Origin of the sequence: Nonomuraea sp. NPDC026600 (genome assembly GCF_040638335.1) — a bacterium.
Taxonomy (GTDB): domain Bacteria; phylum Actinomycetota; class Actinomycetes; order Streptosporangiales; family Streptosporangiaceae; genus Nonomuraea.
Genome location: NZ_JBEZYD010000003.1, coordinates 171,815 through 184,097 on the forward strand (window position 1 = coordinate 171,815; position 12,283 = coordinate 184,097).

A 12,283-nucleotide genomic window follows, 5' to 3' on the forward strand; every position below is an offset into this window, starting at 1 on the left:
CACACCTCAGCGTTGAAACAGCTTTCAAGGTGTGCCTGCGTCTTAGGCACGTCGTTCTCTGGACAAGACCTTACCCGTCGATGGCTCATCCGCAAACCCCCGCAGATCAGACACCACGGAGAGCCAGCACCACGATCTCATCCCAAACCTGCCCACTGGAGAACGCGTGCCGGTCCGCCTCGACCGCCTTCACGATCGTCGTCGGCGCCTGACCCGCGCATCTGCCCAGCACGTCGGCCAGCCGCTCCTCCCCGTACGGCTCGCCGACCTCGTTCCTGGAGGAGATCACCCCCTCGGAGTAGAGCAGCAGCGTCTCACCCACCCCGACGTTGAGCTCCTCGGCCTCGGTCTCGGCCTCCGGCGAGATGCCCAGCGGCACGCCGCCACCCGCGGCGAAACGGACGCTCCCGTCGGGCAGCAGCAGCGCGGCCGGATGGTGCCCCGCGGACGACAGGCGGATCCTGCGGCCCCGCACGAACCCGGCCACCACCATCACGAACATGCCGGTGCCCTGCGACACCAGGGCCTCGTTCACCTTGCACAGCACCACGTCGGGATCGGACTCCCAGACGCTGAGCACCCGCACCCCGCCCCTGACCATCGCGCTGACCGACGCCGCCTCCTCACCCTTGCCCGCGGCGCCGCCGAGCGCGAACGCCCAGCCGTCCGCGACGGGGAACACGTCGTAGAACTCGGCGCCGACCGACGCGCCGGGGTTGTAGATCGCGGCGGCCTCGTACCCGGGCACATCCGGCAGGTTACGCGGCGCGACGGTCGCCGACAGCGCGTCGGCGGCCCGTGCACGGCTCTGGAAACTGCTCTGCGCACGCAGCGCGAGCCCGAGCTGGAGTCCGACCTCCTGCATGACCCCGAGGTCGGCCAGCGTGAACGGCGGCCGGTCGTGCGCCCTGATCAGCGTCAGCACGCCGTCGGCCCGGCCGATGGGCACGCACAGCATCGAGCCCGCGCCCATCGCGGTCAGCAGCGGCCCGTCGGCGCAGAACCCCAGCAGCGTCTCGTCGTCGACCATCTCGTGCACCACGCCGGAGCCGCGCTCCAGCACCTGGGTCACCACCTGGCTCGCGGCCGGGGCGGCGGACTCGACCTGCCGTACCAGATCGCCCAGCGGGTGGTCCTTGGGCGCCACCACGGCCGCGCGGCGGGTCAGCCCGTCACGCACCACGTCGGCGATCACCCAGTCGGCCCAGCCGGCCGCCAGCAGCCGGGTCGCCCTCGGCAGCGCCACCGGCTGCCTCAGCGCCTCCTCGTCCAGCAGCAGCGTGGTCATCGTGGCCAGCAGGTCCTGGCGCTTGGCCGCCGCCAGCAGCAGCGCGCCGTCCGACTGCTCGGGCCGCCGCGCGCCCGGCTCGGGCAGTTGTACCTCGGTCGGCAGCGCCACGGCCGCCACCATCTGCTGCGGCTCGCCGGGCATCGTCAGGCGGGTCAGCGCCACCTGGACCGTGTGCGTCCTGCCCTGGTGCGCCAGCCGCGACTCGAACGCCGCCGGCTGCCCGGTCTGCAGCACCGACGTCAGGTGCGAGCGGAACGCCGCCCGCCGCGACACGTCCACCAGCAGCGGGAACGACCGGCCGACCAGGTAGCCGTCGGGGCTGCCCAGCATCCGCGAGGTCTCGGGGTTGATCCGCCTGACGACGCCGCCGCCGTCGAGCACGATCACCGGCACGGGGAAGGCCCGGTAGACCTGGCGCAGCAGCTTCAGCTCCCGCTGGGTCCCGTCCTTCTTGCCGCCCTGCCGTTTGGAGGCGTTGCTGAGTGCTTCGCGCGCCTCGGCGAGCAACTCGGCTGCGGTGTCGAGCTCCGCCAGCGCGGCGTCCAGAGTCGGCGCCAGGTCGGAGGGGTAGGCCGCCCGCGCCTCGCGCAGGGAGGAAACACGTCCGGACAGAGCGTCCAGGGCATGTTCGAGGCCGGGCATGGTCATCCTCTGACGCTACGCCACGCTGGATAATGCTAGCCATAAGGGGTAGGGCTTGCTTGCTATGAAATCAACGGCGATGATCACCCCCGGACTTGCCCGTAACCTGGCGACTCTCGGGCGGTTGGGCGAAGACAATTCCACGGAAAGTGTGCTGCGCGGCCTGACGACCGCGCTCGCCGACGGAGTGCCCGGCTGCTCGGGCGGCTCCGCCGAGCACTGGCGCGACCAGCGGGTGCTGGTGTCGGGCTCGCACAGCGAGCTGATCATGCTGATCGAAGGCGAGCGCGACATCGGCGAGGGCCCGTCGACCGAGGCCCGGCTGACCGGCGGCCGCGTGGTCGTGACGGACGTGCTGAGCGACTCGCGCTGGCCGCGCTACGCCCCGCTCGCCGCCCGCTGGGGCGTGCGCTCGGTGCTGGCCGTGCCGATCCGGCTCGACCCCGCCCTGCTGGTCATCGGCCTGTATTCGGTACGGCCGTCCGCCTTCTCCCCGCAGGCCGCACAGGCGCTGGCCGACATGCTGACCGAGCAGGTGGGCGTGGCCATGGCCAACCTCTGGGACTTCGAGGAAGCGCGTACCGACGCCGCCCAGCTCCACGAGGCCCTGGCCGGACGATCGGTGATCGACCAGGCCAAGGGCATCATCATGAAGACCAGCGGATGCTCGGCCGAGGCCGCCTTCGAGGAACTGCGCCGGATCTCACAGCACCATCAGGTCAAGGTGGCGGATCTGGCCAGGCTCCTGGTCGAGGAGCATCAGAAGAAATCCCGCCGCAAGTGATGTCGGATCGCGCTCAGCCAATGGCGGCCAAGGCGTCGTCGAGCGTGTCGTACAGCGGCAGCCGCTGCGCGAGCCCAGTGATCCACATCACCTTCGACTTCGAATATTCCACGCCGACCAGCGCGAACCTGGCCCCCGACGCCAGGCTGGTCTGCCAATGGTGGACGATCAGGCCGAGCGCGCGCGAGTCCATGAACGTCACCCCGGACAGGTCCAGGATCAGCTCGGAGCCCGCCATGGAGAGGTAGTCGGCGAACTGCTCGCGCGTCGTGGCGTCGAGTATGCCGTCAACCTTGATCACCGTGATCTCGTCCACGGTCGACGACGTAAGGCGCAGGGCTGTCACCGCCCCTTCGCCGTTCTCCGGCATTGTCACGGGGCAACCTTACTGTCACCACGCGAAGGAGGAATACTTCCGCCGTTTGGGGGGACACTGGATCCGAAGTCCAGCAGAGGGCTTCCGTCTCGGATGTAGAGCGAGGCACGCCTCTGCCTGGGCTTTTTTTGCAGGTGGAGGCCGCCCTGCGACCCATATGAGGAGCAGCGATGGCTGTACAGGAATACGTCCTCGAGGAGTTGACCGCCGAAGAACTGCTGGCCGAAATGGTCAGCGAAGCCACTCCCGGCAGCCACAGGGAACGCCTGCGGGAACGCATCGTCGAAATGCACCGCGCGCTCGCCATGGAGATCGCCAGGCGCTACCGCTACCGCGGCGAGCCCATGGAGGATCTCCTGCAGGCCGCGTACGTCGGCCTGATGAAGGCCATCAACGGCTTCGACCCCACCCTCGGCCACGCCTTCAGGGGGTACGCCGTCGTCACGATGACCGGCGAGGTCAAGCGCCACTTCCGCGACCGCACCTGGGCCATCCGGGTGCCGCGCCTCTACCAGGAGCGCCGCTCCGAGCTGAACCGGCTCGTCGCCGACCTCAGCCAGGACCTCGGCCGCTCCCCCACCGTGGCCGAGCTGGCCGCGAAGATGAACATCAGCGAGGAGGACGTCCTGCTCACGCTCGACGCCTCCGCCGCCTACAGCACGCTGTCGCTCGACGCGCCGCTCGGGACCGACGACGACGCCGCCTCGCTCGGCGACATCATCCCGGAGGACGACGACACGCTGAGCAAGATGGTCGATCGGGAGGCGGTCAAGCCGCTGATCGACGCTCTCCCGTCGCGGGAGAAGCACATCCTGCTCCTTCGTTTCTTTGGGAACATGACTCAAGCCGAAATAGCGGCAGAGTTCGGCATCTCTCAGATGCATGTATCGCGAATCCTCCGTAAAGTGCTGGACCAGCTACGTAGTGAGCTAGTCGGCTGATAAGGCGGTTACCGGGTGAACGGGGATGTCGATCCTCAGGCGGGCTCCATCAGTCCGCCACCTGGCGCGCCCGTGAAAGAGCTGAGCTTCCGGCTGCCGGACCTGCCACGGGTCCGGCAGTTCGCCGCGTCCGAGGCCCGAGGGGTGGGCATGGCGGAGGAGGCGGTGGGCGATTTCGTCATCGCCGTCAACGAGGTGGCCACCAATGCCGTCACGCACGGCACGGTCGACGCGCAGCTCCGCACCTGGGTACACAACGGCGAGCTGGTGGTCGAGGTACACGACGAAGGCACCTGGAAGCCCGGGCCGATGCCCGGCTCCGTGGGCGGGATGGGACTCTGGGTGGCCCGCCTGCTCTCCTCCGACCTGTCACTGCGGGTCGGCGGCGAGGGCAGCACGGTCACCATGCGTTTCCCCAGCAAGACCTGAACTCGTGACATGTACGCGCGGCGCCTCGTGACCGAGTGCGCCGCGCGTCTGTCTGATGTGCTTCGTCTGCCTGACTATCGACGGGTGCGGCCCCGCCAGCCGCCGTAACTCTTGACGCTGCCCGTACCGATGCCGGCCTGGTGCAGCGCCAGCAGCGTGAGACCGAGCAGCATGAACGTCGTGCCCGAGATCCCCGACCCGATGCGTACGTTCAGCAGGTCGAGCAGGAAACCCAGACCGAAAATGATCGCCGCGACTATCGCCAGCATGTCCCGTTACCTCGTTTCGTGGGCCGAGCCGGATTCATGAGCTGACAGGGTGAGCAGGCGCTCCAGCACGACTCGGTACTCGCGCAGAGCCAGCCGTAGCTGCTCGGTGTCGCCGGCGCCCTTCCAGCGGTCGCGCAGCTCGCCGGTGCGGGCCGTCAGGCTGCTGGTCAGCGCCTCGACAACCTCGTCAACGAGCCCCTCGGCCCGCTGGACGGAGTCGCCGGGGTCGTCCACGAACGAGGTCTGCAGTTCGCGCCAGCGGGCCTGCACCTCGGCCGGGTCCTGGTCGAACAGGATGACGGACTCGGGAGGCGCCGCGTGGGACGGCGCGCCGTCCACAGCCACGAGCTCGCGTACGTCGTTCTGTTCGTCGTCCTGTTCATCGCCCTGTTCATCGTCGTACTCGGACTCGGGCTCGGCGTGTGCCGGGTCCGCGCCCAGGCTCGGCTCGGGGTCCGCCAGCATGTCGCCGCCCGTCGGGGCGTACGGCTCGTGGTGGCGGTTCTTGTCGTCTCTGGTGAGGTCGGCCGTGGGGGTGTCGTTCGCGCGGAGGTCGTCCCCTTCGGAAAGAGCGTCGGTACGGAAGTCGTCCGCCGGGCCGTACCCGCCGCCCGAGGCGCGCCCGTCGAGGTGCTCGCGTGAAGGGTTGTCCTCGCGCTCGTCCTCGTCGTTGGCATGGTCCGCCCGTTGCGACGGCACTTTGAGCTCGTCGCTCGTCATATCTGTCACCGTCCTCGCGTGGTCTCTTGCAGGAGTTCCTCGAAGAGCGCGCGGTAGTGCACCATCGCCTGGCGGAGGTCCTCGGTGGAGGCCTCCTTCCTGGCGGCGCGCCCGCTGATCTCGTGGGCTGTCCGGTAGTGGTCCAGGGTGGCCGCGTGCCCGACGGACAGGTCGGACAGCCGCTGCTCGAAGTCGTCCGTCGGGTAGCCCCGCTCGGCCATGACCGCCGTGACCAGCTGGTCGGCTTCGGTCACCGAGAACCCCGGGGCGTCGACGAAGCGCTCCTGCACCTCGGTCCACCGGGTGGCGTAGCTGTCACGCGACTCCTCCGGCAGGGGCCGGATGTCCAGCTCGGAGTGGCGCTGCTCACGGGCGAGCAACTCCTGCTCCGTGTCGCGCCTGCTGTCGTGCTCAGCCATCAGACGTTCGTACTCGGGGCCGAAACGTGCGCGGAGACGGCTGTGGCGCTGCTGCTGCAACACCACGTAGCCGACTGCGGCAAGGGCCACCACCGCGACCACGACGACGACCACCCAGATAAAGGTGGACATGATGTTCGCCTCCGGTCTCTATTGTCGAGACCAGCGACTGCCCTCCTGCGAACGTCCGAAACGCCGGCGTCAGCGGCCTTCCATCGCTTTCCTGGCGCTTTCGAGCACCGTTGCGACGTGAGAGCCACCAGGGGCCGCCGCGACCTCCCTGAACCCGCTCACGCTGTCGTAATCGACGTCCAGCCCGGCATCGACAAGCCGCTGCGCCCACCGCAGGGCGGTGTTCAACCGCTCGGCCGCCGGCGGCTTCCCCTGCGCGGCGGCGGACAGGTTCCGCAGGTTCGTGGCGGGCCCGGACTGCACGTGCCCGCGCTCCAGCTTCCACGGTACGGCCCGGCTGTGATCGAGCATCGGCTTGGCCAGGCCCGCGGCCCGCTTGGCCTGCAACACCCCGGACTCGCTCACCCCGAAGTGCGCGGCCAACTCGTGCACACTCATCCCCTCAGCGACGAGCCGAGCCAGCTCACCCCGATCGACGGTCGGCCTGCGCCCCACGAGCCCCTCCTGCCTCCTGCTGAGTACACGTGCGGTTCTGATGTGCGCCCAGGCTATGGCACCCCACCCCGCTGGCGGCTCGCAGCCATCCGCCGCGTTGTTCCAAATCGCGGTTATTCAATGAGGCTGCGAGCGGATCCGACGCGGAAGCGCTGATACTTCTTGAGTGAAATTCGCAGCTTTCCCGTCACAATTTCGATGGGGATGAGATAGATGTTGAGATCGCCGTCGAGAATGAAGAACTGCTCGACGTCCGATGCGTCGTACGGGACTAGCGCACCCTTCGTCGTACCCGACAGCCTGTAGGCGATCGTCACGTCACCCTTGCTCGCCATGCACGTCTTGATCTGCACGCGTTGAACGGAAACCCCAGTGTCCACGAGGAGATCGTACGGCTTCGCTTCGAGCGGCATCGAAGGGATATGGCCGCGAAGAATGAACCAGGCGGCGGCAATGGTGGGCGCGGCCGCACGCAGATGGCTGAGGTGACTTTGACCGAGCGTGGCAGGCTTGGGCTCGTCCTGCATGTGTGCCGTGGGTATATCCAGGCGGTCGGCATGACGCAGAATGGTGGTGCGATTCTGCCGGTTGTCGGCGACGCCGAGGGCCTGAGTCACCGCATCCCAATCGCCGGCTCCTTCCAGGGCCTGGCTCAGTTGCGAGGGACTCCAGCGTCGAGTTCCCTTGAAATGGGACACATCCAGGCCAAGGGCCTTGATGCGGTCTTTGAGGACTCGAAACTGTCGACCACCCTTGGACGATATGCCCAGGGACCGGGACACTCCTCGCCACGAAGTCGCCACTGCCACGGCCGTACGGAGTTCGTCGTCTCCCCACGGTGGATGAAATTGACCGGCGAGCAGGTCTGTCGGTGGCAACTTACGGGGACGGCCGGGCTGGGCAACGAAGTGCGAGCTATCGATGCCGAGTTCGGTGGCGCGCTCCTGCATGATCTTCCTGGAGGCACTCCCAGTAGGACTGTAGCCGAGGATTCTCGCCACCTCGGCCCAGCTATGTGCGGTTATGACAGCGGATGCCAGTTCGCTGTCGTTCCATCGCAGCGCGTCCTTGCGAGTATTTTTATGGGTGAGAGCCGACACGGCCCAAGAATAATAAAACCCGACCACCCTTTAACAGTGGTCGGGCAAATGCCAGAAATGTCGGGACGACAGGATTTGAACCTGCGACCCCCTGACCCCCAGTCAGGTGCGCTACCAAGCTGCGCTACGTCCCGTCAAGTCCTTTGCGGAATCTTTAGCCCCGCGCGTCCTTGCGTGATGAAGACTATCACGAGCGGCGGACCCCTCCGCGCCAACTCTTGTGAGGACCAGAGAGGTCGGTGGCCGTTGACAGCAGGAGGGAGCCCGTGCCGATTGACGGTTACGAGCAACCGCCTGCGCGGCCACTCGACGCCGGCCCGGGAAGGGGGTGAAACGCCGATCCCAGTCCTTGGATGAGGTAGACGCCGGGACATGCGCGGGTTGGCCACGGTCGCCGACGGACTGATGGGGTCGGCGGTATCGAGCGCGTCAGCGTCCAGGTGCCCCGCGGAGCCAAGGCTTGGCTGAGGGCATCGTTAACGCCTATGGCGAGACTTCGGGTTTGGACTGCTCCCCGCCGTTGGTGATCTTCCTGCCTGGAGGACCGGACGTTGCTGCAGGCCACAGAGACAGGCCCCATCGGGCGCGCAATACAGGTGATCGACTGGTAATGCCCGTGCACGTGTCCCCCATCGCAATGCCCATGGTGCAGATCACGCTGCGAAGAGCGCATGATCGTGTGATCGGCTCGACTTTCTGGAGGCGTTCCATGGACTCACCGGCTCCCGCCGACCACACGCCAGCCGCGTGCAGGGCGCGCGAGATCCTGGACCGGGTGGCGGACAAGTGGTCGCTATCCGTGATCTACCAGCTCGATGAGGGCACCAAGCGGTTCACCGAACTCAAGCGCGGCATCGACGGCATCAGCCACCGCATGTTGACGGTCACCCTGCGCGAGTTGCAGCGCGACGGCATCGTTTCGCGGACCATGTACGCGGTCATGCCGCCCCGCGTGGACTACTCGCTCACCCCCATGGGCCGGACACTTCTCGCCCTCACCGGCACTTTCGTCACATGGGCGGAGAGCAATCTCGACGAGATCGAGACTGCCCGCACCACTTACGACTATCAGGCCGAGACAGTCAGCCCTCTTCCGGAAGGGAAGGGATGACCTCGTCCGCAAATCTCCGGAAGTCCAGCAGGGACGGCGGAGGCAGCGGCTCATGTTCGGTGCCGGGGGCCGGGCTCCGCTCCAGGAGCCGGGTGCCGACCACGTGGCCGCCGAACACGGCGTGCAGTCTGAGCACACCGCCAGAGGTGTTGCGGAAGCCATGGGCGATGCCCGGCGGCACCAAGATCACCGACCCCGGCCCCACCGGCTGCCACTCGCCGTCGTAGAAAGCCTCCGCCTCGCCGTCGTCGACGATCAGGACCTCCTCGTTGGTGTGCTCGTGCACCGGAATTACCTCGCCGGGCGCGAGGAGCTCGAAATTCAGCACCAAATCCTTGACATAGGCCCCGTCCGGCCGGGCCCCGTCGAGCACCATTGAATAACGCGAGTTGGGCTTGTAGTTGTGCGGGTCGTCTGGAAAGGGGACGTACTTCATATTATTGATGATCGTCATGAGCAGAGTATGAGCCAGAATATCCGCCGTAGATAGACCGCACTATTTAGTGACCGTGTTATCCCAAGGTAACCCGCCGGGGTGAGGCCACATGTGGGCAGAACTCCTACGTCTGGCTGAGGCGATCCCGCAGCGCGTCGTACACGTCTGCCGGGAGCGGGCCCTTCTGGGCGGCTGCGACATTGGACTGCACGTGCGCGGCATCGGTCGAGCCGACGATAACCGAGTGCAGATCTCGGTGACCGAGGATGAAGCGGAGCAGGAGTTCCATCGTCGAGGCGCCTTCCGCCAGATCGTCCAGGCCGGCGGCGGCGAGCCGCGCGTGGCGGTCGGCGAGCGGCCGGCGCATCGGCTCCGGCATGGCCTCGGACGGAGCCACGAGCGGGCGGGCGACTGAGCCGCGAGCGATCGTTCCCGCGCCGGCTGTCGCGGCGGCGGTGATGAGTTCCTCGTGGGAGCGGTCGAGCGCTGAGTAAGGGAGGAGGAAAACGTCGAACGCCCCGGTCGCGATGTGCTCCGGAAGGTTGGGCAGATCCCCTGACATGCCGGTGAAGCGGATCGCGTCGCAGTTCAGTTCGTCGTGGATGATCTGCATTTCGCGGCGCACCGTGTCCGGGGCGAAGGGCTCGTGGGTGGTGGTTCCGGAAGACAGGAAGCCGGTGTCGTAGGTGACACCGAAGGCACGCATCGGGGGCCTCCGTGTGTGGTTGTGCGGGTCGGACATGCAGGGGGTAATGCCTTGGTCCTCAGACGCGGGCGGGTTCGATGACACCGAACCACCGCCGCAAGGCTGCCCGGAGTGCGTCCAGCTCCGCTGGATCTGGATGAGGTGATGCCGATGCCCAGGCCACGTAGCAGTCCGGTCGAAGGAGCAGAGCTGTGGGCGCGGAGGTCTGGGGGCGTGCGGTGACGATATCGACGTGGTCTTGCCATGGGGCGAGCGTCTCGGCGAGCGATGTGTCTTCGGTCAGGTCCAGCAGCAGAGGGCGTGCGGTTCTGGTCAGCTCGGCCAGCCGGACCGGGCCGGCCGGGGTGCGCAGTTCCAGGTCCGGGGCGAACCGGCCGGTCAGTGGGTGCGCCTCGGGTTCGCCCATGTCGTAGCGGACGTCGGCGCCCGCGGTGAGTTCGGCCAGGCGCTGGACGGTGTTCGGGTCGCGGAGCAGTTCGGTGAACAGGTCGCGCAGTCCGGTGACGTCGCTGCCGGGGGCGATCAGGGCGGACTGTGCCCGCGCGTTCAGGACCATGCGGTGGGCGGCCGATCGCCGCTCGGTCTCGTAGCTGTCCAGCAGTCCGGGCGGGGCGCTTCCCCGGAGCTCGGCGGCGAGTTTCCAGCCGAGGTTGATCGCGTCCTGCAGACCGAGGTTGAGTCCGGGTCCGCCCCCGGTGGCGGAGTACACGTGGGCGGCGTCACCGATCAGGAACACCCGGCCGTCGGCGAACCGTTCGGCGACCCGGGTGTTACCCCCGGTCAGCCGGCGCAGCGCGTGCGGCCCTTCGCCGTCGGGCGGACCCAGTGGCACGTCGACGCCGAGCACGCGGCGGATGCTCGCCCCCAACTCCTCGAGGCTCATCGGCGCGTCGGTCGCGGGCTGGTCCCACTCTGTGGTGGTGACCAGCGGCGGGTGGCCGGGCATCGGCGCGTAGGAGAACCCTCCGTGCTCGGTGCGGTGGGGCAGGAACGGCAGAACAGCGCCATAGCCGGGCACGTTCAGCGCACCGGTCGCGGGATCGACCCAGTTCGGCGGGATCGTCGCGTGCCCTGAGCGGACAGTCATCCGGTCGTAGGTGATGCCGGGGAACTCGATGCCGGAGAGCTTGCGCGTGGTGCTGTGGGCTCCATCCGCACCGATGAGATACCGGGCCCGCGACTGGTACGCCCCACCCGGACTCGCGACGTCGATGGTGACCGCGTCGTCGTCCTGCGACAGGCCGACGACCTCGTGTCCTCGCCGGATCTCCACGCCCAGCTCGATGGCGCGCTCCTGCAGGACCTGCACAATGCGGAGCTGCGGTACCGGAAGGGCATAGATGGGGCTGTTCTCCAGCAGGCTCAGGTCCAGGCCCATCGCGCCGAACATGAAGTACGCGGAGTTCGGCCGCGGCGGTCCCGGGCTACCGCTGAGACGTTCGTACAGGCCGCGGCGGTCGAGCATTTTCACGACCTGGCCGAGCAGTCCGTTCGCTTTCGGTTCCTCGCTCGGCTCCGGTAGCCGCTCCAGCACGATCGGCCGGACCCCGGCCAGGCTCAGTTCGCAGGCCAGCATCAGCCCGTTCGGACCGCCGCCGGCGATGACGACATCTGTGATCACGTGTACTCCTAAGTTCGCACGGAAAAAGAGCAGGAGGAATCGACCCGGCAATGGCCAGGTTGGGAGGGGTTCGCGCGGGTTCTTACGGGACGGGTAGACCCGCGGTGAGCTGGTCGAACACCTCGCGCAGCAGCGGCGCGAGCGGAATCGGCCGATCGGCGCTCAGGACGTGCTCCACGGCCACGGCACTGCCCGCGCTGACCACCGCGGCGACCAGTTTCGGGTAGACGTCATGTGCCACGTCGGTGCCGGTGCGCTCGGCGATCGCCTTGGCCAGCTCATCCTTCGCGGCCGCGTCCGCCTTGAGGACCTCGCCCTGTAGCGCCGGCTCGGTCAGTAGGAGCCGGAGCCCGTCCTGCCATCGCCGGTCGTGGGGAGACCCGCCACCGTTGCCCTCCCCCGATGCGAGCTGGGCCTGGACCGCGCTCACGATCGAGTCCCATAGCTGCTCATCGACCGGCCGCGCTCGTAGTTCGTCGGCGAGCCGCAGCGCGCGTTCCAGGTGGCTGGCGGCAATCGCCTCGGCCTTGCTCGAGAAATAGTTACGAAAGGTGCGCACGGACACGTTCGCCGCCGCGGCGATGTCCTCCACCGTCACGTTGCTCCACCCGCGCTCGACGCACAGGCGGATCGTGGCCTGGCTCAGCGCAAGCCGGGTCTCCCGCTTCTTGCGCTCCCGCAGCCCGATACCGACATTCCCGTCAGCCGTCATGTCGACCAGCGTAGCGGATCTTGCCAAAAATGCAAAAATGCCGTTTTGGCAAGATCATTCAAGGAGATGAAATCTGACCGTCGGACCGATCCGGCCGCC

At 67.6% G+C, this 12,283-nt stretch carries 15 protein-coding genes and 1 tRNA gene; 4 read left to right on the plus strand and 12 right to left on the minus strand.

Annotated features, from left to right (window positions below; genetic code table 11):
- Positions 1–106: 106 nt before the first annotated feature.
- Positions 107–1,939 carry a SpoIIE family protein phosphatase gene (locus AB0F17_RS07580; RefSeq protein ID WP_358017878.1) on the minus strand — a complete coding sequence of 611 codons (1,833 nt, stop codon included), beginning with the start codon at positions 1,937–1,939 and terminating at the stop codon, positions 107–109.
- A 118-nt stretch (positions 1,940–2,057) separates the two neighbouring features.
- Between AB0F17_RS07580 and AB0F17_RS07585 the strand changes: the two genes are divergently transcribed.
- A complete protein-coding gene (locus tag AB0F17_RS07585) occupies positions 2,058–2,717 on the plus strand; it encodes a GAF and ANTAR domain-containing protein (RefSeq protein ID WP_358017881.1) in 660 nt (219 codons plus the stop codon).
- Positions 2,718–2,730: 13 nt separating this feature from the next.
- Here the strand turns inward: AB0F17_RS07585 and AB0F17_RS07590 are convergent, their stop codons facing one another.
- Positions 2,731–3,087: an STAS domain-containing protein gene (locus AB0F17_RS07590; protein ID WP_358019271.1), complete on the minus strand. Its 357-nt coding sequence runs from the start codon at positions 3,085–3,087 to the stop codon at positions 2,731–2,733.
- 176 nt (positions 3,088–3,263) lie between these two features.
- Here AB0F17_RS07590 and AB0F17_RS07595 point away from each other — a divergent pair, with 176 nt between their 5' ends.
- Together AB0F17_RS07595 and AB0F17_RS07600 are read left to right on the plus strand one after the other, a co-directional pair.
- A complete protein-coding gene (locus tag AB0F17_RS07595) occupies positions 3,264–4,034 on the plus strand; it encodes a SigB/SigF/SigG family RNA polymerase sigma factor (protein ID WP_358017884.1) in 771 nt (256 codons plus the stop codon).
- A 72-nt stretch (positions 4,035–4,106) separates the two neighbouring features.
- Entirely contained in the window at positions 4,107–4,463 is a 357-nt protein-coding gene (locus tag AB0F17_RS07600; RefSeq protein WP_358017887.1) for an ATP-binding protein, read from the plus strand.
- 74 nt (positions 4,464–4,537) lie between these two features.
- Here the strand turns inward: AB0F17_RS07600 and AB0F17_RS07605 are convergent, their stop codons facing one another.
- The 6 genes from AB0F17_RS07605 to AB0F17_RS07630 form a co-directional block, all read right to left on the minus strand.
- Entirely contained in the window at positions 4,538–4,732 is a 195-nt protein-coding gene (locus tag AB0F17_RS07605; RefSeq protein ID WP_358017890.1) for a hypothetical protein, read from the minus strand.
- 6 nt (positions 4,733–4,738) lie between these two features.
- Positions 4,739–5,452: a hypothetical protein gene (locus AB0F17_RS07610; RefSeq protein ID WP_358017893.1), complete on the minus strand. Its 714-nt coding sequence runs from the start codon at positions 5,450–5,452 to the stop codon at positions 4,739–4,741.
- Between the two features lie 5 nt (positions 5,453–5,457).
- Complete coding sequence (locus AB0F17_RS07615; protein WP_358017896.1) at positions 5,458–6,003, minus strand: hypothetical protein; 546 nt, start codon at positions 6,001–6,003, stop codon at positions 5,458–5,460.
- A gap of 69 nt (positions 6,004–6,072) precedes the next feature.
- The gene (locus tag AB0F17_RS07620; RefSeq protein WP_358017899.1) at positions 6,073–6,498 is read right to left on the minus strand and encodes a hypothetical protein; all 426 of its coding nucleotides are present in this window, start codon (positions 6,496–6,498) and stop codon (positions 6,073–6,075) included.
- Positions 6,499–6,611: 113 nt separating this feature from the next.
- Positions 6,612–7,598 carry a group I intron-associated PD-(D/E)XK endonuclease gene (locus AB0F17_RS07625; RefSeq protein ID WP_358017902.1) on the minus strand — a complete coding sequence of 329 codons (987 nt, stop codon included), beginning with the start codon at positions 7,596–7,598 and terminating at the stop codon, positions 6,612–6,614.
- Positions 7,599–7,658: 60 nt separating this feature from the next.
- A tRNA-Pro gene (locus AB0F17_RS07630) sits at positions 7,659–7,732 on the minus strand.
- Positions 7,733–8,241: 509 nt separating this feature from the next.
- Here AB0F17_RS07630 and AB0F17_RS07635 point away from each other — a divergent pair.
- A complete protein-coding gene (locus AB0F17_RS07635; RefSeq protein WP_358017905.1) occupies positions 8,242–8,709 on the plus strand; it encodes a helix-turn-helix domain-containing protein in 468 nt (155 codons plus the stop codon).
- On the opposite strand, the gene AB0F17_RS07640 is transcribed toward AB0F17_RS07635, so the two are convergent.
- The 4 genes from AB0F17_RS07640 to AB0F17_RS07655 all read right to left on the minus strand — a co-directional run bounded on the left by AB0F17_RS07640 (position 8,681) and on the right by AB0F17_RS07655 (position 12,184).
- A complete protein-coding gene (locus tag AB0F17_RS07640; protein WP_358017908.1) occupies positions 8,681–9,163 on the minus strand; it encodes a cupin domain-containing protein in 483 nt (160 codons plus the stop codon). The genes AB0F17_RS07635 and AB0F17_RS07640 overlap by 29 nt on opposite strands.
- Before the next feature lie 106 nt (positions 9,164–9,269).
- Positions 9,270–9,851 (minus strand): aldo/keto reductase, encoded by a 582-nt coding sequence (locus AB0F17_RS07645; protein WP_358017911.1) that lies wholly within the window; start codon positions 9,849–9,851, stop codon positions 9,270–9,272.
- 58 nt (positions 9,852–9,909) lie between these two features.
- The gene (locus AB0F17_RS07650) at positions 9,910–11,472 is read right to left on the minus strand and encodes an FAD-dependent oxidoreductase (RefSeq protein ID WP_358017914.1); all 1,563 of its coding nucleotides are present in this window, start codon (positions 11,470–11,472) and stop codon (positions 9,910–9,912) included.
- A gap of 82 nt (positions 11,473–11,554) precedes the next feature.
- Entirely contained in the window at positions 11,555–12,184 is a 630-nt protein-coding gene (locus tag AB0F17_RS07655; protein ID WP_358017917.1) for a TetR family transcriptional regulator, read from the minus strand.
- Positions 12,185–12,283: the final 99 nt, after the last annotated feature.